A 20,721-nucleotide genomic window follows, 5' to 3' on the forward strand; every position below is an offset into this window, starting at 1 on the left:
TACTCGCAATTATTCTTCATAAAGGGGCGAAGTGCGATGTCAATATTAGGTCTTAGCATTCTTTCGCTAGCTCGCTTTCAATTCGCGATGACAACCGTCTTCCACTTTTTCTTCGTACCGTTTTCAATCGGTTTAGGATTCGTGGTTGCCATTATGGAAACGAACTATGTTATTCAAAAGAAGGACATTTATAAGAAAATGACCCAGTTTTGGGGGAAAATTTTCTTACTGTCCTTCGCAGTTGGAGTAGTGACCGGGATCATTCAAGAATTTCAATTCGGGATGAACTGGTCACAGTACTCACGCTTCATGGGCGATATTTTTGGTGCACCACTGGCCATTGAAGCGCTGGCCGCATTCTTCCTGGAATCGACATTCATTGGACTGTGGATGTTTACCTGGGATCGGTTTAAGCCAGTTTGGCACTGTCTGTTTATTTGGCTGACGTCCATTGGATCGATGCTATCAGCAGTTTGGATCTTGGCAGCCAACTCATTCATGCAGGATCCTGTCGGATATGCATTAAAGACGGTTAATGGTAACACTAAGGCGGTCATGGTTAGTTTTGCTGATGTTGTTAAGAACCCACAACTATGGCTAGAATTGCCTCACGTGCTGTTTGGTGCGTTTTTAACGGCTGCCTTTGTCATTGCCGGGTCATCAGCTTGGCGGATCTTAAAGGGCAAAAATATCGAATTCTGGCGCAAAAGTATCAAGATCAGCTTGATTGTTGGTTTGGTTGCTGCTATCGGCGTTACTGCCGTTGGGGATCAGCAAACGCAATACATCATTAAGAACCAACCAATGAAGTTTGCGGCTACCGAAGGTTTGTACAAAACCACGGGTGACCACGCTTCATGGGCCATTGTTAAAGGTATGGACAACAAAGATCATAAGGTTACCTGGAGCATTGAGATTCCTTATGTTCTGAGTATGTTGTCCTATCACAAGCCAAGCGGTGCCGTTACTGGTGCTAATCCGCTGAATAAGCAGTTGCACAAACAGTATGACAAGAAATTTGGCAAGAACATGAATTACTTTGTTCCGATGCATACATTGTTTTACAGCTTCCGGATCATGGCCATTTCTGCAGGGGTCTTTGCTCTGTTAGCCATCTTAGGATTGTATTGGAACCGCAAGAAGTCCGACCAAATTGTGCGGTATCGTTGGTTCTTGTACATTTTAGGCTTATCTCTATGGCTACCATTCATTGCTAACACGGCTGGTTGGTTTGTCACCGAGTTGGGTCGTTATCCATGGGTTGTTTATGGATTATTGACCATTGCCGATGCGGTATCGCCACACGTTACGGTTGGCTCGTTACTCTTCAGTAATATCATTTACTTCTTGCTGTTTGCCGGCATGGGCGCGGTCATGATTGTTCTGAGCCATCGTGTTCTAGTCGCTGGACCAGATGCTGATTTGCAAAGTGGTTATGGTGTCAATGACGAAGACAAACAGGATACGGATGAGAGTGTTGATCCGTACGCAAAGGGGGCCTTCAACCATGAGTAGCTTACAATTTGTTTGGTTCTTGCTCATTGGCCTGCTGTTCGCCATCTTCTTCTTCCTTGAAGGGTTTGACTTCGGGGTTGGTATGTCGGTGAACACCTTGGCAAACAATGAGAGCGAACGTAATGCATTAGTCCGTTCCATCGGACCACATTGGGACGGAAATGAAGTTTACCTGATCACCGCTGGTGGTGCGATGTTTGCATCCTTTGGCGCTTGGTACGCTTCCTTATTTTCCGGTTTCTACGTGATGTTTTTGCTGGTGCTGGTCGCGTTAATCATGCGTGGTGTTTCATTTGAATTCCGAAACGAAATGCGCACCGATTTCTGGCGACGGTTCTGGGAGTGGTCACTGACGATTTCATCACTTGCTGCACCGTTCTTACTTGGCATGATCTTTACTGATATGGTAAAGGGGATGCCAATCGATGCACAGGGTGATGTCATTGGTCACTTCACTGATTACGTCAACTGGTTCTCTATCGTGGGTGGCGTTGCTGTTGCCTTGCTCTGCTACCTTCATGGATTAAACTTTGTTCGTTTGAAGACTGAAGGAACGTTACGTGAGCGGGCGCGTGCATGGGGCAAGGTTTTATATCCTGTTCTATTTGCCGGCGAAGTTGTCTTTGCAATTTTGGTTTACGTCTATACAGATTTCTTCACGAAGAAGCCAATTTCAACGTTATTGATTTTAGCCGCCATTGTATTGTTGAGTGTTTTGGCTTACGTGGCCACGTTGAAGGATTGGGAAGTAACGTCCTTCATCAGCGGTGGTTTGACGCTGCCGGCTGTTGTCATGTTGCTATTCGTGGGCTTGTTCCCACGCGTCATGGTAGCCAACAATGCAGCTAACAGCATTCTGATCAAAAACGCATCAAGTTCAGCATACACATTGAACTTGATGACGTGGATTGCATTATGCATTTTGCCATTTGTCTTGGCTTACCAGATTTGGAGCTACTGGGTCTTTTACAAACGAATTAAGGCAAATTAGTTTTAGGCAAGCTTTGAATAAAGCATTTATTGTTTAGTTTACGGTTGAGGCGACTGCTTATTTAGCGGGAACCGTGGTGAAGTGTAGCGGGTGAGGGACAGAGTTTCGTGAGAGCAATAATAGGTGGCGAAGGCCACTTATTATTGCGGGACGACCTTCGAGACCTGGTTTGGGGGCTCGAAGTCGAGGTAGAAGACTCCGTGGTTTTCGGAGGCTGAGACCGGTCCCATGAAACGGCGTCCCTCACCAGCGAAACGGCAGTACCATCACCTGAGCGTAATCTTATCCAAACCAAACTAAAGTAATCGATGAAACATTGTAGAAACTGACCGAGATGTTGGGAAAAGTTAGGAGTGTAGGATTGAATGATTGATCGACGTATCTTTCGCTTGCCCGGCATCACGAAGATGTTAATCGTTCTGGCAGGGTTAGTATTACTGCAAGCGTTTAGCATTCTCTTCCAAGGTGTGTTCTTATCGCGGACGCTGACAGATTTATGGAATCGGGAAGCTGAAACGCGCATTTTATGGCCCGTATTATTGTTTGCGGGCTTTTTTGCGTTAAGACAGATCTTAGTGATGCTGAAGAATCGGGTAATGCAGCCGTGGGCGGACCAAACGGTGTTTGATCTACGTCAACAGCTGCTACAGAAACTCGTGGCCATTGGTCCCAGCATTGTTGCCAAACAGGGAACTGGTAAAGTTGTGACCATGGCACTGGATGGGATGAACCAAGTCAACACTTACTTGATGTTGGTTGTTATTAAGATTTTTGACATGATGATTATTCCGACAGTATTGTTGGTTTACTTATTCTTTTTACGTTGGCAGGAAGCACTGTTCTTGTTAGTTATTTTTCCGGTCATTATTTTATTCATGATTATCTTGGGTTATGCAGCCCGTGATAAGGCTAACCGTGAATTTGCCAGTTATACGCAGTTATCGAATAATTTCGTGGATGCCTTACGAGGGTTGCCGACATTAAAACAATTGGGATTGAGTGAAGCCTATGCTGACAATATTTACGCCGTGTCTGAGGACCACCGTAAGCGGGTGATGGGGACGCTAACAATCGCCATTCTGTCAACGTTTGCGCTCGACTTTTTCACGACGTTATCAATCGCCGTTGTCGCCGTTTTTCTAGGACTTGGCTTAGTAGCAGGCCACATTGCATTGTTCCCAGCATTAACCATTCTCATTTTGGCACCAGAGTATTTCTTGCCAATTCGGAACTTTGCCAATGATTATCATGCGACGCTAAACGGTAAAAATGCGTTGACTGCCGTTCTTGAAGTGTTGAATACACCAGTGCCAACGGATCGTAATTTATTGACTGATCAGCAGGCAGCATGGACACCCGACAGTCAATTACGTTTGGAACATGTTAACTTTGGCTATGATAATCCGGATGAGACGGCCTTAACCGACATTAGTTTTACGGCGAACGGCTATCAAAAGATTGGTATTATCGGACCTTCTGGATCCGGAAAATCAACTTTGATTAATTTGCTTGGTGGTTTTTTAACGCCGAATAATCAAGATACGGGTCACATTTCAGTAAATGGTGTCACAGTGCCGCATCTAAGTCAGCAGGCCTGGCAACGACAGTTCCTGTACATTCCCCAGGCACCATATTTATTCCATGCCACGTTAGCGGATAACATTAAGTTTTATACACCAGACGCTGACGATGCGGCGGTTTCGCAAGCAATTGCCAGCGCTGGGTTGACGGACTGGGTCGCTACGTTGCCGGAGGGTTTGCAAACGGAAATTGGTGAAGGTGCCCGTGGTGTTTCCGGCGGGCAGGCACAAAGAATTGCTTTAGCCCGGGCCTTTTTGGATCAGAGCCGTCGCATTCTATTGTTTGATGAACCAACTGCCCACTTGGATATTGAAACGGAAGTTGGCCTCAAAGAAACAATCAAACCGGTGTTTGCTAATCACTTGGTCTTCTTTGCCACTCACCGTTTACACTGGCTCAATGAAATGGATTATTTGCTGGTGATTGAGCACGGGCGAATTGTGGAACAGGGCACGCCGGAAGCGCTGGCTAAGCAGAACGGGGCCTATACGGCGCTTCGTCGTGAAATGGGAGGTGATGCATTGTGAAGGGATTCTTTGACACTTTTAAACACGATTCATGGGTAATGCCTTACCTTCGCAAGTATCGCTTTTTGCTGATTTTGGTGTTGCTGTTGGGCTTCTTGACCACGTTTACAGGGTCGGCGCTGATGTTTACCTCTGGGTATCTAATCAGTCGCGCGGCGCAACATCCCTTCAATATCATGTTGATTTATGCAACTATTGTTCTGGTCCGGGCGTTTGGGATTGCCCGACCATCCTTTAAGTATGCTGAGCGTTTAACCAGTCATAATTGGGTGCTCCGGATTGTGTCTGATTTTCGAAAGAAACTTTATCAATCTGTGGAGCGTGATGCGGTAGCGATTCGTCAACGTCATCAAACGGGGGATATTCTTGGACTATTAGCTGAAGATATTGCCCATATTGAGAATTTGTACTTACGAACGGTCTTTCCGCTTATTGTAGGTTGGCTGCTGTATCTCTTCGTTGTCATTGCACTGGGGACTTTTAGTTGGCCGTTTGCTGCATTAATGGCCTTGTTGGTGGGCGTGATCGTGATTTTGATGCCGTTGGTGTCCGTCGCCTTAAACGGTGCTCGCGAGTTTCATCAGAAGCAAACGCAGCAAAGTTTGTATACGTCTATGACGGATGCTGTGTTGGGAGTCAGTGACTGGATGATTTCTGGTCGCGAAAAAGATTTTATGGATCATCAAACGGGTCCACTGACAGATATGCGCAACTTGCAAACGGCTGACAACAAGTTTCAGTGGTGGCGAGATTTAGTTGTTCAGTTAATGATTGGCGTCATTGCGGTTGTCATGATTTATTGGGCTGGTAGTTATTTTCAGACTAGTCATCTGGCACTGAACTGGATTGCAGCGTTTGTGTTGGCTATTTTCCCAGCCACGGATGCCTTTGCTTCGATCCCCCAGGGTGTTTCAGAATGGCCGGTTTATCAAGATTCAATCAAACGTGTTAACCAGCTGGACCAAAACATTGTGGCGCCAGTTGCTCAAACACACCTTGCTGCCGAAGATTTTAAGTCACTGACCATCGATCATGTTGATTTCAAGTATGCAGATGGTCAGCAGGCCGTGTTGTCCGACATTGATTGGACCATTAATCGTGGTGACAAAGTGGCATTACTCGGGCCTTCAGGCACAGGAAAATCAACTTTGCTGAAGTTAATGTTGGGGGATGAACAGCCAACCCAGGGGACAGTCAAACTGAATGGCATCACAGTTGATAAACTTCAAGATGATCGTGGCAAACTGTTTGGTGTGTTAGATCAACAACCATACTTGTTTAATACAACAATTATGAATAATGTGCGTTTGGGCAATCTCTCTGCAACCGATGACCAGGTTAAGGCAGCCATTAAAGCGGTTGAACTGGATCAGTTGATCGAGAAATTGCCAAACGGCTACAATACGCTCGTTGAAGAGGCCGGTGCGCGGTTCTCTGGTGGAGAGCGTCAGCGTTTTGCGCTTGCTAGAATTTTATTGCAGGATGCGCCGATTATTATCTTGGACGAACCAACTGTTTCACTGGATCCTATCACTGAACATGAGTTGTTAAATACAATCTTTGATTTATTGAGAGATAAAACAATCATTTGGGTCACTCATCATTTGGAAGGAATCACACATGTTGATTCGGTTCGTTTTCTTGAACATGGTCAGTTTGAAATGATTGGCAAACCGCATGAGTTGTATCAGACAAGTGACCGGTTTAGAAGCCTTTATGATCTCGATAAAGGTCGCTAAAACATAATTTAAAACAGTACGTTAAGATTGTGTTGTTAATGGCAAAAGTCGTGATCCACGGTTGTTTCGAAAATAAGTTGCATGGTTAAAAACACCTTATTCTGGATGACGGAATAAGGTGTTTTTAGTGTACAGTGCTTTTGAGACTCAGAGCAAACGACCAAGTGTTTAATAAGCTTACTGATAATGGATAGTGATTCATTTTAAATAAATCGCGTATAATATGACCTAAACGTAGCGGTCTTTTTATAAAATTATGAGTTTTAGCAGAGGAGGGATTGTGTGGCTCTTTCATTTAACGCATTGATGGACGCAGTACCGGTTGTCATTAAGGCTGGCAATGTGCCTAATATTGTTGGCGAGGCTGGGATTGGTAAGTCAGCTTTAGTGGCAGCTGTTGCGCAAAAGATGAACGCGCAGCTCTTTACGACGGTTGTCAGTCTGTCTGAAAAGGGCGATTTGGCCATCCCAGTGCCGCCATTAACGGCAGATAGCTTCATTCAAACGGACCAGTATGGACGTTTGGCCGATGTTCAGTATGGTTATGCGCATACGTTGGTGGCCATCATTCAATATGCGGAACAGCATCCGGAAGGGCCGATTATTTGGTTCCTCGATGAATTTAACCGTGGCACCCAGGCTGTTCAAAGCGAGCTCATGAACCTAGTGTTACAACGACAGATTAATGATTTGGTGCTACCACAGCAGGTTAAACTCATATTGGCCGAAAATCCGGATTCACAAATGCAAGGCTTTGCTGATTCGCTGTACGGTGTTACGGCCGGTGATGATGCCATTAAGGACCGCACCACCCGGCTAGTGATGAGCGCCAGTACACCAGATTGGTTAGCGTGGGCACAGCAAACTGATGGTAAAGGGAATCCCAATATTATTCAGCCTGTGCGCGATTATTTGACGCAACAGCCAAATGATTTGCGACCACTGCAACACGATGAGGATGTTTATCCAACACCACGGGCATGGCAACGCGTGTCAACTAATTTATCGCAATTAGATGACACGCCTAAGGAAGTTCGACAAGCACTTCAGTTTGACATCATCACAGGTGATTTAGGCGAAACAGTAGGTGCTAAATTTAATCAATTTTTGACTCAGGGGCTCACCGTCACTGATTTGTTTAAACATGCGGATACGGATGCTACTCCTGACGAACAAGTTAATGCTGCTTTCACTGCCTTATCAGTTGGCGAACAGCAGTCGTTGCTGATTGCGGCAGGAAAATTGACTGAGATGCCGTTAACGACAGGTATTTATGCTGCTAGGTGGCTGACTTTGCTGCAACAACTTCCCGCTGACGGCCAGTTTGCGGTGGTCAATTCGTTGGGCCAGCAAAATGGTTGGCTGATTGCACTGCAACAAGCTACTGACGAAGCTTCAAAGGCACTAGCTAAAATGGTGTTGAATATTATGAACGGCCAGGCCTTTAATGCATGAGTGGCATTAACATCAATCAAGCACTGCAACAATTTCATCAACAAACGAAGGTGAACCGAAACGACAGTGAGCAGGTCTTACAGGCGGCTATTATGCATTTGCTACAGCAGCAACCTGTTTACGGACAGCTAATCGCTCAGTTACCACGTCAACACGTAACGACGCCTTCAGAAGAATTAAGGGATGAACAGCGCGCGTTTGCGCCATTATTCGGCTTGGCCTGGTCACAATCAACACTCATATTGCGAGTTAATGATTGTCACTGGCAACAAGCGCAAAATGAAGGGGTGTTGCTGGCGTTATTAGTTCATGAGGCCTTGCATCTGTTGTGGCAACATCCGTTGCGTTACTTACATGAATCAGGTCAAAACGTCGATATCGCTACTGATGTTGCAATCAATCAAGTGATGACCACCCAGATTCCGGGTACTTGGACACTTGGGTGGTTGAACCAACGTTTACAACGCCAATTACCGAGTAACGCTGATTCCGCCGTTTATTTAGCCGCTTTGAACCAAGTCGCTGTGGGTGCCACAGATCATGATCATACGACCAGTGAAGAACTGACGAGGTCATCACAAGAATCAGTAACAGATAATTCGCAGTCCCGTTACGCTGGTGACGTCGGTCAACAACAGGATGGTCAACTTAATGAACTAAAGCGCAATGAACCGCAGCTCGCTGACAGTCACGATGGTTGGGCCAGTTCGTCGGTAAACGATGAGTTAGCTCGTGCTAACTTACGTCAACGACTTAATCAGGCGTTAGCGCGAACCACACCTGCTCAACGCGGTAAATTACCGAGTACTGTTCAGGCAAAGTTGGCTAGTTTTGCACAACACCGAGCGCACTTGCCGTGGACCGCAATATTAGGCAAATTAATCGGCACTGTACCACATGGCAAACAGGATAGCCGCGCACGGTTCAATCGTCGTCAACCACAGCGCATGGCACTGCCTGGGCAAATAGCGAGAAGACGGGTCACCATTACAGTCTTTATTGATGAATCAGCATCGATTTCAACGCAAACGACCGTGCAGTTCATCAATGAATTGACCGGCCTAACGCGTGCATACGAATTGGCACTCACCGTCTTTCCGTTTGATGCCGCGGTTCATGATCCCATCAGACTGTCATCGCCCTCACAGGTTGCCGAAAAACTACATGCCCGCCACGTTGGCGGGGGCACAAGTTTCCAGAGTGTTTTCGATTATTTGAAGGCTGATCGTTCGCAGACATCGACGTCACTCATTGTCATACTGACGGATGGTGAGGGTGAAACAAGTATCGATGCACACGGTTATCGTCGCGTTTTATGGGTGTTAGTTGGTCAACAAGGATTGAGTGTGCAAACGCCGCCAGGTTGGGTGGCAAATATTAACGAGTAAGGAGAACAAGTTCATGGCCGCAGTTACAATGACGGATGCAGATTGGCAAGACTATTTAAACAAAACCCCGCGCGCCATCCGCGCAGTGAGTTTGTTGACAGATCAATGGCAATCGGTATTGGTGGATAATCCACTGTTCATTTCCATGATAAGCATTGCTGATTTGGTTTATGCTAACCGACTTGCTGTTAACGAGGTACAACCAAACGTTGAATGGCCACTTGATACGTACGCGCATCGTCAGCAGTTTCGTCGGCACTACGCCCGCTACTTGACGCCTGATAGTAATACCTGGCTGAAGCGGGAGGATTAAGGGGTAAGCAGGATTTGAACTAAAATAACCGCCAACGAATTGTAAAAAATCGTTGGCGGTTATTTTTTGGATATAAAGCTTCATGTTAGTCCAGTTTAGGTTCTTTCCAGTCAGGGTTTGGCCAGTATTCGAGACCAAGCGAGCTGATGATGGCTAGAATCGCAAAACTAATGAATAACAGTTGATATTGTTTGCTAGAAATAATCGGCGTATTAAACACATTTAATACGTGGTAGAGCAGGTAACGGTGGGGATGTCCGCTGATTGCGTGAGTTGACAGCGGTAAGTACGGACTAGCAGTAGCCGGAATGTACAACGGTTGGTTGGTCCGGTTCGTGATCCGTAACGTGTAAGTGCCGGGATCTTGTAGCGTGTTTGCTGTTCCGGCATCGACGTCCAATGACGACCACTGGTAAACGGTTTGCCGATTCATGCGCAATCCAACCGAGAAGTTTTCCGATTGACTGGCCACATCAGGTAAATTCAACTGACTAAATGGTCGTTTGGCAACAATCTTCTCAGAAAGCGAGTGATGTGGCGTTAGTTTAATCGCGTCATGCTGTGCGTAGTTGGACACCATCTGTGAGGAGACCGTTTGTGTTTGGACCACAGGAGTGGCGACCAACGGCTGGCGATTGTGATGATCGGCATAACCTAAACCGATGGCAAAAATGAGCAAAGTGACAATTCCAGTCCATGTCCGGCCACGTTCACCATACGCGGGATGAGCGAAGAACTGCTGCAACAGATCGCTGATATCATGCAATCCGGTGGCCGCCATCATGAACAGGAAGGGAAAGGTAACGTATGCGTAATGAGCATCAACTGTCCAGAACAGCATGTGCATCCCATAAATCCCTAGGACGATTAATTCATAAAACAATACTTGATTACGACGAGGAGATAACATTTCAAACACAGACCCGATCAGCATGGCGCCTAAAACAGTGATATAAACGATTTGCGTTAAATTGACTAGTAAGAATTGTAATTTGTTTTTGTGTTCCTGATAGAAACTTGGCTGTTTGAAAAACTGATTTGGTGATTGGAACATCCCTAAGTTACCGGTGGACCACATCGTCATGGTCTTTTGGTAACTTTGCTTGATGATTCCCCAAACGCCAGCGTCTTGAAGTCGGTCGGACAGAATTTTGTGTGTCGCTTTAATATTTTCTTTGCGACCGTGACCACTCATTGCTTGAGCGTCATGCTCGTTGAAGCGGCCTTCGCTGTCCTGATTCAACCCCATGGCCGTCCAAGCGGAGGTCGGTAGGGTTTTGGTTTGGTTGACGTGGTAACCATAGTGTGACTGAACAGCATGACTGACGCCAACGCCGGCCAACCAAATTGCGGCAAACACAACTAGGCCAACCAAGCCACGGATAACAGATGTCCGATTAATTCGAGCGGCTAATAGCCAATAAATCAGAATGGCAATTGGCACAATCAGTAGGTTAGGTTTGATTAAATAACCGATTGTGAACGTCACACCCAGTAATGCAGCGTACCCGGCTTTAGACAGCGGTTGTTGTCGTGAAAAGTAACGATTAAGAAAAACGACCATCATCAGCGGAATAACGACTGCAACCGAATCAACGTAGAAGTTGAGCGCGAACCAGTAAAAAGGTGCAAAACTAGCAGCAAGAATGGCAAACATCGCTGCTGAACTGGCCGCCACATAACGACGAATTAAGCGCCAACTCATGATCAAAGTAAAGTCGATCAAGATAAAATTCAGAACGTTCAACACATAGCCTGTGGCGACGGCTGAATGAACATGAAACAACTCAATGATCCAAGTGAGGAAAATCGTCAGGTTAACATTGTGTGGATACCAAGCGAAATAGCTAAACCAATGATGTGATCCATTAGCTAAATTTAACGCTTGCAAACGCATTAAGGCAGGGTCTGTATTGCCGATGCCGACGAAGTGAAAGGCTAAATACACCTGAACGGCCACAGCAATGACGAGCACCACCGTGCTGACCCAATTGGCCACTTTTGCGGAGGCACGACCCAGCCACATATTAATCACGACCATGAATACCCCGATGGTGAGTGACATGAAAAATAAACTTGAAGGTTGAAGCCACAGGGCCTGGCCAAAGTCGCCGGATTGACGAGCTAAGGCCGTGAAAAAAATAACGCCAAAAATGATGGCGGTGATGGCGGCCACTGTGCGGCGCAATGCAATTTGAATGATGGTAACCTCCCAATGATTCCAGTTAAATATATTCTACCCATCCTGACAAATGAATGCTATACAAAGGTCGGTCAAATGTGAGCATTTATTTATTAAAACACCGCCTAATAGCACTGTTTAGTGTTATTAGGCGGTGTTTATGACATTCTTGTTATTTTTTAAGCGTGCCGAACTAACAGTTGTGAGACAAGAGCACCCAATTCAGTTGCCAGTGGTTCTGGCAGTGTAGTAATTAATGATTGCGCTTTTTCGGTGTATTGTTGCGCTAATTCTTCAGCATGTGTCGGTCCGTCTAAGTCGATGACGTGTTGAGTGATTGTTTGGATGGCGTCATCACTGAGGTGTTGCTGATCTTGAAGATGTTGTGCAAACCAGTCAGGCTCGTTTTGACTGGCGAGAATAAGTGGGAGGGTGAACACGCCTTCCCGTAAATCATGGCGAACCGGTTTCGTGGCTGTTGACGGATTAGCAACATAATCTAAAATGTCATCCCTGATTTGGTAGGCCATCCCCAGCGCAATCCCAATTTGCTGAGCGACTTTGGCCTCACTTGACGCTCCCTTGCTGATGACAACGCCGAATTGCATCGCAAAACCGAATAAACGGGCCGTTTTACCTTCGATTTCTGTTAAATAATCCGTCACCGTTGTTTGCGAATCAAAGTTTAAAGCGAGCTGATTGAGTTCGCCGGCTAGAATAAACCGCATTATATCATTGGCTGACTGAATTTCAGCATGACTATCCGTGGCTTTCAAAATTTCATCGAAGTAACTGGTAAACAGGAAATCACCTGTGTAGATGGCGGTTTTATTGCCATGGCGAACTTGTAAAGTTGGCTGACCATGACGTAGTTCAGCATCATCCAGCACGTCATCGTGAATCAAAGTTGCTACGTGTAACAATTCGATGGCCGCTGCTGCTGCTCGCTGTCGCTTTTCATCCTGAACGGGCCCCAACTGTGCGAACATGTAAAATAACCCAGGGCGCAACAGTTTGCCGCCGCTGGTGAGTAAGCCAGTGACTTGCTGATCAATTTCGGCATTTTCAGAATGAACCGTTGTTGCGAGGTACTGTGTCAGATCATTTAGTTTTCTATTGATGGTCGGAAATTGTTGCCAAAGTGCGTGCACCATGTTGGTGAACATCCTCTCTGTGTAAAACGGTCATTAAACCGCATTATGTAAATTAGTTTAGTTAGAATTGGTGAAATGAACTTGGCAACATGCCCTGACGTGGGCATAATGAAAGTATCGAACTAACTATTTTTCATGCTACAGAATCGATGAAAGCTTGTCAACGAAAGGCTTTGCGCCATACTAAAATGTTTTGAGGGGTCAAAATGAAACCAAAAGTATTTCTTGAATTTGTTGAATTTCAATCATTAGTTGCCAGTGTGTTGCCATTTACGTTAGGGCTACTATACGTTTGGTACAACTACCACGCCTTTAATCTCTTACAGAGTGTGCTCTTTTTTATCGTTATCGAGCTGATGCACATGGCCGTAAATGCCAATGACAATACTCAGGATTTCGTGCACGCCAAGGACGAGAAAACGTTTAAACAACTAACAAACGTCGTAGGTCACTATCACATTTCACTTAGGCTGGCAATCACGGTTATTGTGAGCTTGTCTGCTGGCGCTGCGATTATTGGTTTTGGCCTGCTGAAATTGACGTGGGGCTCAAGTAGTTGGATTTTCTTGGGGATGGGGATCATTGGCTTCCTAGTTGGCTATTTTTACGCTGGTGGACCGTTACCAATTTCGAATACACCATTTGGCGAGCTCTTTTCTGGCGTCACCATGGGATATGTGATCATGTTGGCAGCTGTTTATGTTAATTTAGCACCGGCTCAGCAATTGTCATGGTCCCTTGCTGGCAACGTTTTACTGGCATCAGGATTGGCTGTATTTGCCATCGGTAATTTGATGTTGGCAAACAATCTGTGTGATTACGAAGAAGATAAACTAAATGAGCGCCGGACAATCGTGGTTTTGCTGGGGCAACGCGTTATGCTGTGGGCGTGGAATATTGGCTATGCGTTGGGATATGTTTGCATGGTTGCTGCAGTGCTAGTTGGTACGCTGCCTAAACTGACATTATTAGCGTTATTAATTGTGCCAGTTGTTATCAAAAACAACCGGCAGTTTGGTGCTGTGATGGTTAAATCAAAAAGCTTTGTATTGGCAGTTAAGAATTGTATTCTCATCACCATTTCGTTTGCTTTAGCGATGGAAATTGGTATTATCTTTCATCTATAATTGAAGGATTGAAACTTTAGCATTGAGACAAATAACCGCGTAGCTGGCGACTTGTCATCCGTACAATCTGAAAGTCATTAATTTTTTCTTAGCCACGTTGCTAAAGTTAGCACGGAACCTCAACTTTGTGATTTAATGAAAATCAAACGCAATTAACAGAGTAAAGGACGGTTGGTGTGGCAAAAAAGCGACGAAAAATTAATTGGCGTCGTCGAATGAAGCGCTTTAGGCGAGCACTAAAGGGCTTTTTTGTCTATCGCGGTCATTTGCGTTGGTTCAACACACTGTTAACGGCACTGACGATTTTGATTATTGCGCTTGCGTTTGGTGGCGTTGGCAAACGGGTGTTAGTGCCTGCTGGACAATCTTCACAGATTGACGAAACGGCAAAACAGCATCGGCAATTCATTAATCAAGTGGCACCATACGCACAACAACTGCAACAGCGGACACATGTGCTGGCCAGTTTACAAATTGCCCAAGCAATCCTTGAATCTGATTGGGGCGAATCGACGTTAGCCAGCCAATACCATAATTATTTTGGTGTTAAAGCAGGACAGGATGAACCGGGGGTTATCTTAAGCACATTGGAGTACGTTAATGACCACTATGAAACAGTTAATGCCCGGTTTAGAACGTATCCCAACTGGCAAGCTTCATTTGCAGCGCATGCGCAGCTATTTGTTAATGGTGTCGATTGGAACCCAAACAAATATAGCGACGTTCTTGCTGCTACGGATTATCGCTCTGGCGCCGCAGCCTTGCAAAAGGACGGGTACGCAACGGATCCAGGATATACTAACAAAATAGTTGCAATTATTGAAAAATATCATTTAAATCGTTTTGATCAATCTAATTAAACTTATAATTTGTAAGCGAACAACTTGTCATTCTGGAACGGTTCACCTACACTAAGTGCATTAATAATCAAAAATTTGAATTAGATACAGAGGAGAGTGTGCCGTGACGGGAAATGTTTTATACCCTGGTGATACGCTGGGCATTATTGGAAATAGTTCAAACGGACCATTATTAGTAAATGCAGCCCGCCGTGTAGGGCTCAATGTGGCCGCCTACACCTCAGAAACCAACAGTGAAATCGCAAGTCTGGCCGACGCAGTGTTCACCGGCGCGTTTGACAACAAGCAACGGTTGCAGGCGTTTGCAGAAAATTGTGATGTGGTCACTTACGAGTCTGAACATGTGCCCAGTGAGGTGATTGCGTTTATTGCCCAGTTTACAAAAGTGCCACAGGGATCTGACACCTTGGCGATGATGCAGGATCGGTCGCTAGAACGGGCCTTCTTTGAAGGACTCAATATCAATATTCCACCATATGCCACGATCATTGAACTGGATGATATTTATGCTTCAGCGGCTTCAATTGGCTATCCGGCCGTATTGAAGCCACTTCAAAAGGGCATTGAACAAGAACAGCAGTTAACCATTCGTTCACAGGCTGATGTGCCATTGGCCGCAGATATGTTGCAGCATGGCCCGCATATTTTGGAGGCTACAATTCCCAATGCTCAAGAAATTTCCGTGTTGGTGGTCAAGGGCTATCCACAAGAAAATGAACTGGCTGATCAGATACGGCTGTTTCCAATCATTGAAACCAATTATCAACAAGGACGTTTAATGCGCGCAATTGCGCCGGCACGGATTTCGGATGATATTAATGATGAGATCAAACGGATTACACAAACGGTCGCTCACAATGTCGATTACTATGGTGTGTTTCAGTTAAGCTTTATGATTACGGACACAGGCAACCTCTTTCTCCGTGATTTAACGCCGGCGATGGATCGGTCCGGCTTAGTGTTTGACAAGGCGGCTAACATCACCATGTTTGAAGCCCATTTGCATGCAATCGCCGGCTTACCATTGGCCATTCCGAAGCAATACATGGCCACGGTTCTGGCATCCTTTGACGATGAACAGCTCAATGCCATTCGTACACAGTGGATTATCAAATCTAATTGGGAATTTGTGTTCTACCATAAAAGTGGTCGGTTGATTTCCCCTGCCGCAGGGCATGTGTTGATTCAAGCTTCAACTGTTCAAGATGCGTTGAATCAGTTGTCGGCAACGACGATTTGGGATCCTGCGCGGCCAGTAACGCCGGCGCCGAGTCGATTAGACAAAAATAAATAAATATTTCTGATTAGAATGACCGTTTGTGAGTAGGAAAACCTTGCAAGCGGTCGTTTTTATTTTCAAAACATACGTTCGATATGATGGTGTGACGCTGTCGATTTTGGTATACTTGAACTACTGAATTTTTACGAGAGGAAGGCACATTTTCGTGAGCGCAACCACATTATTAGCAGGACTAAACGACAAGCAGCAGGAAGCTGTTCAGACAACAGAGGGGCCATTATTGATCATGGCTGGTGCCGGATCAGGGAAAACCCGAGTGTTGACACATCGTGTTGCTTATTTGATCGAAGAAAAAGACGTTAAGCCGTGGCATGTGCTGGCGATTACGTTTACCAATAAAGCTGCTCGCGAAATGCGTGAACGAGTGGCTAAGCTTTTAGGCGAAAGTGGAGAAGATGTTTGGGTTTCCACATTCCACGCCCTGTGTGTCCGGGTATTGCGTCGAGACATCGACCGGATTGGGTTTAACCGTGCATTTACCATCACTGACACAAGTGAGCAACGGACGTTGGTTAAACGAATTTTGCGAGAACAGAATATCGATCCCAAGAAGTACGATCCGCGTTCACTGTTGGCTGCAATTTCGAACGCTAAAAATGATCTGCAAACGCCAGCTGATTATGTAAAAACTGCGAATACACCGTTTGAACAAATTACAGCAACGGTTTACGAAGATTATCAACGTGAACTCAAGGCCAACCAGGCCCTCGACTTTGATGATTTGATCATGCTTACGATTGAGTTATTTGATAAGGCGCCTGATGTGCTGGAAGGCTATCAACGCCGGTTTGAATACATTCATGTGGATGAGTATCAGGACACCAATAATGCCCAGTACAAGTTGGTCAGCATGTTAGCAGCTAAGTCGCACAATCTGTGTGTTGTCGGGGATGCTGATCAGAGTATTTATGGCTGGCGTGGTGCCAACATGAATAACATTCTGGATTTTGAAAAAGATTATCCAGAGGCGCAAACCGTTATGTTGGAACAAAATTACCGTTCAACACAAACCATTTTAAACGCCGCCAATGAAGTGATTGAAAATAATGTTATTCGTCGGAAAAAGAATTTGTGGACGGATAATGGTAGTGGGGAAAAGATTTCTTATTACCGCGCACAAAGCGAGCGTGATGAAGCGCATTTTGTGGTGGCTCAAATCGAGACACAAATGCGAGAAAATCACCGGGACTACGGTGACTTTGCTATTCTGTATCGGACTAATGCCCAATCGCGGACTATTGAAGATGCGTTGGTTAAAAGCAATATCCCTTATAACATGGTCGGCGGACATAAATTCTACGACCGTAAGGAAATTCGCGATGTATTGGCCTATTTAACATTGATTGTCAATCCACAAGATGACATGAGTTTCGAACGAATTATCAATGAACCCAAACGTGGTCTCGGTAGCGGCTCAGTCGAAAAGTTGCGGGAATTTGCAAACTTCAACAATTGGAGTTTATTGGAAGCCGCACAGAACGTTACGATGGCAAACAATGTCCCGAGTCGTGCACGGAACAGTTTTGATGAGTTTGGCCAGATGATGGCTGAACTGACTAAAATGCGTGAATTTGTCTCAGTTACGGACCTGACGGAACAATTGTTAGATAAAACTGGTTATTTACCAGCGCTTAAAGCGACCCATTCACTAGAGGATGAGGCACGTGTTGAAAACTTGCAGGAATTTCTGTCAGTTACAAAACAGTTTGATGATTCCTATGAACCAACAACCGCCGCGCCGACTGACGTTGAAGCAGCTGATCAACCCGTACCTGAAGGTAGCGGTGACAAGTTTGTTGATTTTCTGGCGGATTTGGCCCTTGTTTCGGACTTGGACGACGTTGACGAAGAAAACGATCAAAATGTCACGTTAATGACGTTACATGCTGCCAAGGGACTTGAATTTCCAGTTGTCTTTTTGATGGGACTTGAAGAAGGCATCTTCCCACTTTCTCGTTCTGTCATGGATGAGGATGAATTGGAAGAAGAACGGCGGTTGGCTTATGTCGGGATTACGCGTGCTAAACAAAAATTGTACATGACGAATGCATTTTCACGTCTATTGTATGGTCGCGTGCAAAATAACCCAGCGTCACGCTTTGTAGAAGAAATTAATCCGGATTTGATTCAGAGCGAAAACCATAGTGCCGGCAGTCTAACAGCCGGAGGACCGAAAACACCGTTTGATAGGCGCACAGAATCCGCTTTGTCCACCACTTATAAACGCAAACCAGTTGGCACTAAGTCGACAAAGGTTGAGCGGTCACAAGGAACGGGGGCTGACCAAGTTAGTTGGGCTGCCGGCGACAAGGTAACTCATAAAAAGTGGGGCGAAGGCACCGTTGTGAAGGTTAACGGTCAGGGTGAGGATGCTGAATTAGACATTGCTTTCCCAGAGCAAGGCATTAAACGATTGCTGGCAGCCTTTGCCCCAATTACAAAGGCTTAATTCTCCGTTTAGTTGAAGGTTAATCAAAAGTTTTAGTGAGTTTGGCATCTGTGTCTAGATGCACACGCAAATCGAGTGAGGAGTGTTAGAGTATGGCAGACCAACCAGTATCGGAACTAACAACCACACAGGCTAATCAAGAAGCTACGCAACTGCGTGAACAGTTGGATTCGTGGCGAAAAGAGTACTATGTGCAGGATGCGCCAACGGTTGAGGATCACACATATGATATGCATTATCAACGATTGTTGGATTTGGAAGCGGCATTCCCTGAAATTGTAACGCCTGACTCACCAACGCAGCAGGTTGGCGATGTGACACTGCCTGGCTTTAGTAAGGTGACGCACTCGGTACCAATGCTGTCGATGGGGGACGTGTTCTCGGTTGAAGAACTGGCTGAATTTGACGCCCGTACGAAGCAAAATTTAGGGCAAGACGAACTGGAATATAATTGTGAACTTAAAATTGATGGGTTGGCGATTTCGTTAGTTTATGAAAACGGTAAGTTTGTGCAGGGATCTACGCGTGGTGATGGCAATATTGGTGAGGACATCACAGCTAATCTAAAAACCATTAAGTCAATTCCGATGACATTGACAGAACCTCTGTCCATTGAGGTTCGGGGCGAATGTTACATGCCTAAAGCATCGTTTGCAAAACTAAACGAACGTCAGGAAGCCGAAGGAAAAACACCGTTTGCCAATCCACGAAATGCGGCCGCCGGTTCTCTTAGACAACTGGATCGAAAGGTGACAGCAGATCGCAACTTAGACACGTTTATCTATTACACCTCAAGCTTTGAAAATCTTGGTGCATCCACCCAAAGCGAGGCACTGAAGCGTTATCAGGAACTCGGTTTCACCATCAACCCACATTCTCGCGTGTGCCACAATATGGATGAAATTAAGGCTTATATTGACGAATACACTGGTCAACGTGAATCGTTAAGCTATGGCATTGATGGCATTGTCATTAAAGTTAACCCTGTCTCCCAACAAGATGAGCTGGGGAATACTGTCAAAGTGCCGCGGTGGGAAATTGCCTACAAATTCCCGCCGGATGAGCAACAAACGGTGGTGCGTGATATTGAATGGACAGTCGGTCGAACGGGCATTGTCACGCCAACGGCAGTGATGGATCCTGTTCAATTGGCTGGAACAACAGTTGCGCGCGCTTCGTTGCACAACCCTGATTATTTAAATGAAAAGGGGGTGCGGGTCGGCGATACTGTTACGTTGCACAAGGCCGGTGATATTATTCCTGAAGTCGGTGAAGTCATCATGGACAAACGGCCCGCAGATAGTGTGCCTTACCCGATTCCAACGCAATGTCCATCTTGTGGTAAAGACCTCGTTCATATTGACGAAGAGGTTGCACTACGTTGTATCAATCCTAAGTGCCCAGCTCAGGTCACAGAAGGGCTGACTCATTTTGCTTCTCGTGACGCGATGAATATCGATGGATTAGGACCTTCTTTAGTTGCTCAATTGTACAATCGTGAAATGCTTAGTGATGTAGCTGGTCTTTACCATTTGAAGCATGATGAATTGTTAACTTTAGATAAATTTGGTGATAAATCAGCTACAAACTTATTGACAGCGATTGACAACAGCCGCAATAATTCTTTGGAGCGGTTATTGTTTGGTCTTGGCATTCGGCATCTTGGCGCTAAGGCCGCTCGGCAAGTTGCTGAGCATTTTAAGACGATGACGGCAGTCATGACGGCATCCGCAGATGACATTGCGGAGATTGATGGCATGGGGCTGACTATCGGTGATGCGGTAGCACAATACTTCAGTACCGAGGCTGCTCAAGAGCTAGTCAATGAGTTGGTCGCTGCCGGCGTTAACATGACATACGATGGTCCTGATACAGTAGCTGCGGCGGATGATCCATTCTTCGGTGGTAAGCGGGTGGTGTTGACTGGTAAGCTAACACAAATGACCCGCGCCGATGCGACTGCATGGTTAACCGCTCATGGCGCCAAGGTTTCTAGCAGCGTTTCTAAGAATACAGACTTACTTATCGCCGGTGAGGATGCCGGGAGCAAGTTGGCGAAGGCAACACAGCTGGAAATTGAGATTTGGAACGAAGATCGATTCGCACAAACGATGGTTGAGGATAATTAACAGTACAGACT

At 45.7% G+C, this 20,721-nt stretch carries 14 protein-coding genes; 12 read left to right on the plus strand and 2 right to left on the minus strand.

Annotated elements, in window-relative coordinates; translation table 11 throughout:
* The first annotated feature begins 36 nt into the window (after nucleotides 1-36).
* The 7 genes from ABUE36_RS05160 to ABUE36_RS05190 all read left to right on the plus strand — a co-directional run bounded on the left by ABUE36_RS05160 (nucleotide 37) and on the right by ABUE36_RS05190 (nucleotide 9,509).
* Nucleotides 37-1,515: a cytochrome ubiquinol oxidase subunit I gene (locus ABUE36_RS05160; protein ID WP_421017266.1), complete on the plus strand. Its 1,479-nt coding sequence runs from the start codon at nucleotides 37-39 to the stop codon at nucleotides 1,513-1,515.
* Complete coding sequence (cydB, locus tag ABUE36_RS05165) at nucleotides 1,508-2,506, plus strand: cytochrome d ubiquinol oxidase subunit II (protein WP_421017267.1); 999 nt, start codon at nucleotides 1,508-1,510, stop codon at nucleotides 2,504-2,506. Before ABUE36_RS05160 ends, cydB begins: the two co-directional genes overlap by 8 nt.
* 365 nt (nucleotides 2,507-2,871) lie before the next feature.
* Complete coding sequence (cydD, locus tag ABUE36_RS05170; protein ID WP_421017268.1) at nucleotides 2,872-4,614, plus strand: thiol reductant ABC exporter subunit CydD; 1,743 nt, start codon at nucleotides 2,872-2,874, stop codon at nucleotides 4,612-4,614.
* On the plus strand, nucleotides 4,611-6,353 hold the full coding sequence (gene cydC / locus ABUE36_RS05175) for a thiol reductant ABC exporter subunit CydC (RefSeq protein WP_161001068.1): 1,743 nt from the start codon (nucleotides 4,611-4,613) through the stop codon (nucleotides 6,351-6,353). The genes cydD and cydC overlap by 4 nt, the downstream gene beginning before the upstream one ends.
* Before the next feature lie 282 nt (nucleotides 6,354-6,635).
* Complete coding sequence (locus ABUE36_RS05180; RefSeq protein WP_161001069.1) at nucleotides 6,636-7,808, plus strand: ATP-binding protein; 1,173 nt, start codon at nucleotides 6,636-6,638, stop codon at nucleotides 7,806-7,808.
* Nucleotides 7,805-9,196 (plus strand): VWA-like domain-containing protein, encoded by a 1,392-nt coding sequence (locus tag ABUE36_RS05185; RefSeq protein WP_421017269.1) that lies wholly within the window; start codon nucleotides 7,805-7,807, stop codon nucleotides 9,194-9,196. The genes ABUE36_RS05180 and ABUE36_RS05185 overlap by 4 nt, the downstream gene beginning before the upstream one ends.
* Before the next feature lie 13 nt (nucleotides 9,197-9,209).
* The gene (locus ABUE36_RS05190; protein ID WP_161001071.1) at nucleotides 9,210-9,509 is read left to right on the plus strand and encodes a hypothetical protein; all 300 of its coding nucleotides are present in this window, start codon (nucleotides 9,210-9,212) and stop codon (nucleotides 9,507-9,509) included.
* Nucleotides 9,510-9,594: 85 nt separating this feature from the next.
* On the opposite strand, the gene ABUE36_RS05195 is transcribed toward ABUE36_RS05190, so the two are convergent.
* Both ABUE36_RS05195 and ABUE36_RS05200 read right to left on the minus strand, forming a co-directional pair.
* Complete coding sequence (locus ABUE36_RS05195; protein ID WP_421017270.1) at nucleotides 9,595-11,550, minus strand: ArnT family glycosyltransferase; 1,956 nt, start codon at nucleotides 11,548-11,550, stop codon at nucleotides 9,595-9,597.
* Nucleotides 11,551-11,870: 320 nt separating this feature from the next.
* Nucleotides 11,871-12,845, minus strand: a complete 975-nt coding sequence (locus ABUE36_RS05200; protein ID WP_421017271.1) for a polyprenyl synthetase family protein — start codon at nucleotides 12,843-12,845, stop codon at nucleotides 11,871-11,873.
* Between the two features lie 206 nt (nucleotides 12,846-13,051).
* Here ABUE36_RS05200 and ABUE36_RS05205 point away from each other — a divergent pair, with 206 nt between their 5' ends.
* The 5 genes from ABUE36_RS05205 to ligA all read left to right on the plus strand — a co-directional run bounded on the left by ABUE36_RS05205 (nucleotide 13,052) and on the right by ligA (nucleotide 20,710).
* Nucleotides 13,052-13,972 carry a UbiA family prenyltransferase gene (locus ABUE36_RS05205; RefSeq protein ID WP_421017272.1) on the plus strand — a complete coding sequence of 307 codons (921 nt, stop codon included), beginning with the start codon at nucleotides 13,052-13,054 and terminating at the stop codon, nucleotides 13,970-13,972.
* A 215-nt stretch (nucleotides 13,973-14,187) separates the two neighbouring features.
* The gene (locus ABUE36_RS05210; protein WP_421017273.1) at nucleotides 14,188-14,832 is read left to right on the plus strand and encodes a glycoside hydrolase family 73 protein; all 645 of its coding nucleotides are present in this window, start codon (nucleotides 14,188-14,190) and stop codon (nucleotides 14,830-14,832) included.
* 103 nt (nucleotides 14,833-14,935) lie between these two features.
* Nucleotides 14,936-16,126 carry an ATP-grasp domain-containing protein gene (locus ABUE36_RS05215; RefSeq protein ID WP_421017274.1) on the plus strand — a complete coding sequence of 397 codons (1,191 nt, stop codon included), beginning with the start codon at nucleotides 14,936-14,938 and terminating at the stop codon, nucleotides 16,124-16,126.
* Nucleotides 16,127-16,277: 151 nt separating this feature from the next.
* Nucleotides 16,278-18,581 carry a DNA helicase PcrA gene (gene pcrA / locus ABUE36_RS05220; RefSeq protein WP_421017275.1) on the plus strand — a complete coding sequence of 768 codons (2,304 nt, stop codon included), beginning with the start codon at nucleotides 16,278-16,280 and terminating at the stop codon, nucleotides 18,579-18,581.
* A 92-nt stretch (nucleotides 18,582-18,673) separates the two neighbouring features.
* Entirely contained in the window at nucleotides 18,674-20,710 is a 2,037-nt protein-coding gene (ligA, locus tag ABUE36_RS05225; protein ID WP_421017276.1) for an NAD-dependent DNA ligase LigA, read from the plus strand.
* Nucleotides 20,711-20,721: the final 11 nt, after the last annotated feature.

It is taken from the genome of Furfurilactobacillus cerevisiae (assembly GCF_048961765.1).
Taxonomy (GTDB): Bacteria; Bacillota; Bacilli; order Lactobacillales; family Lactobacillaceae; genus Furfurilactobacillus; species Furfurilactobacillus milii_A.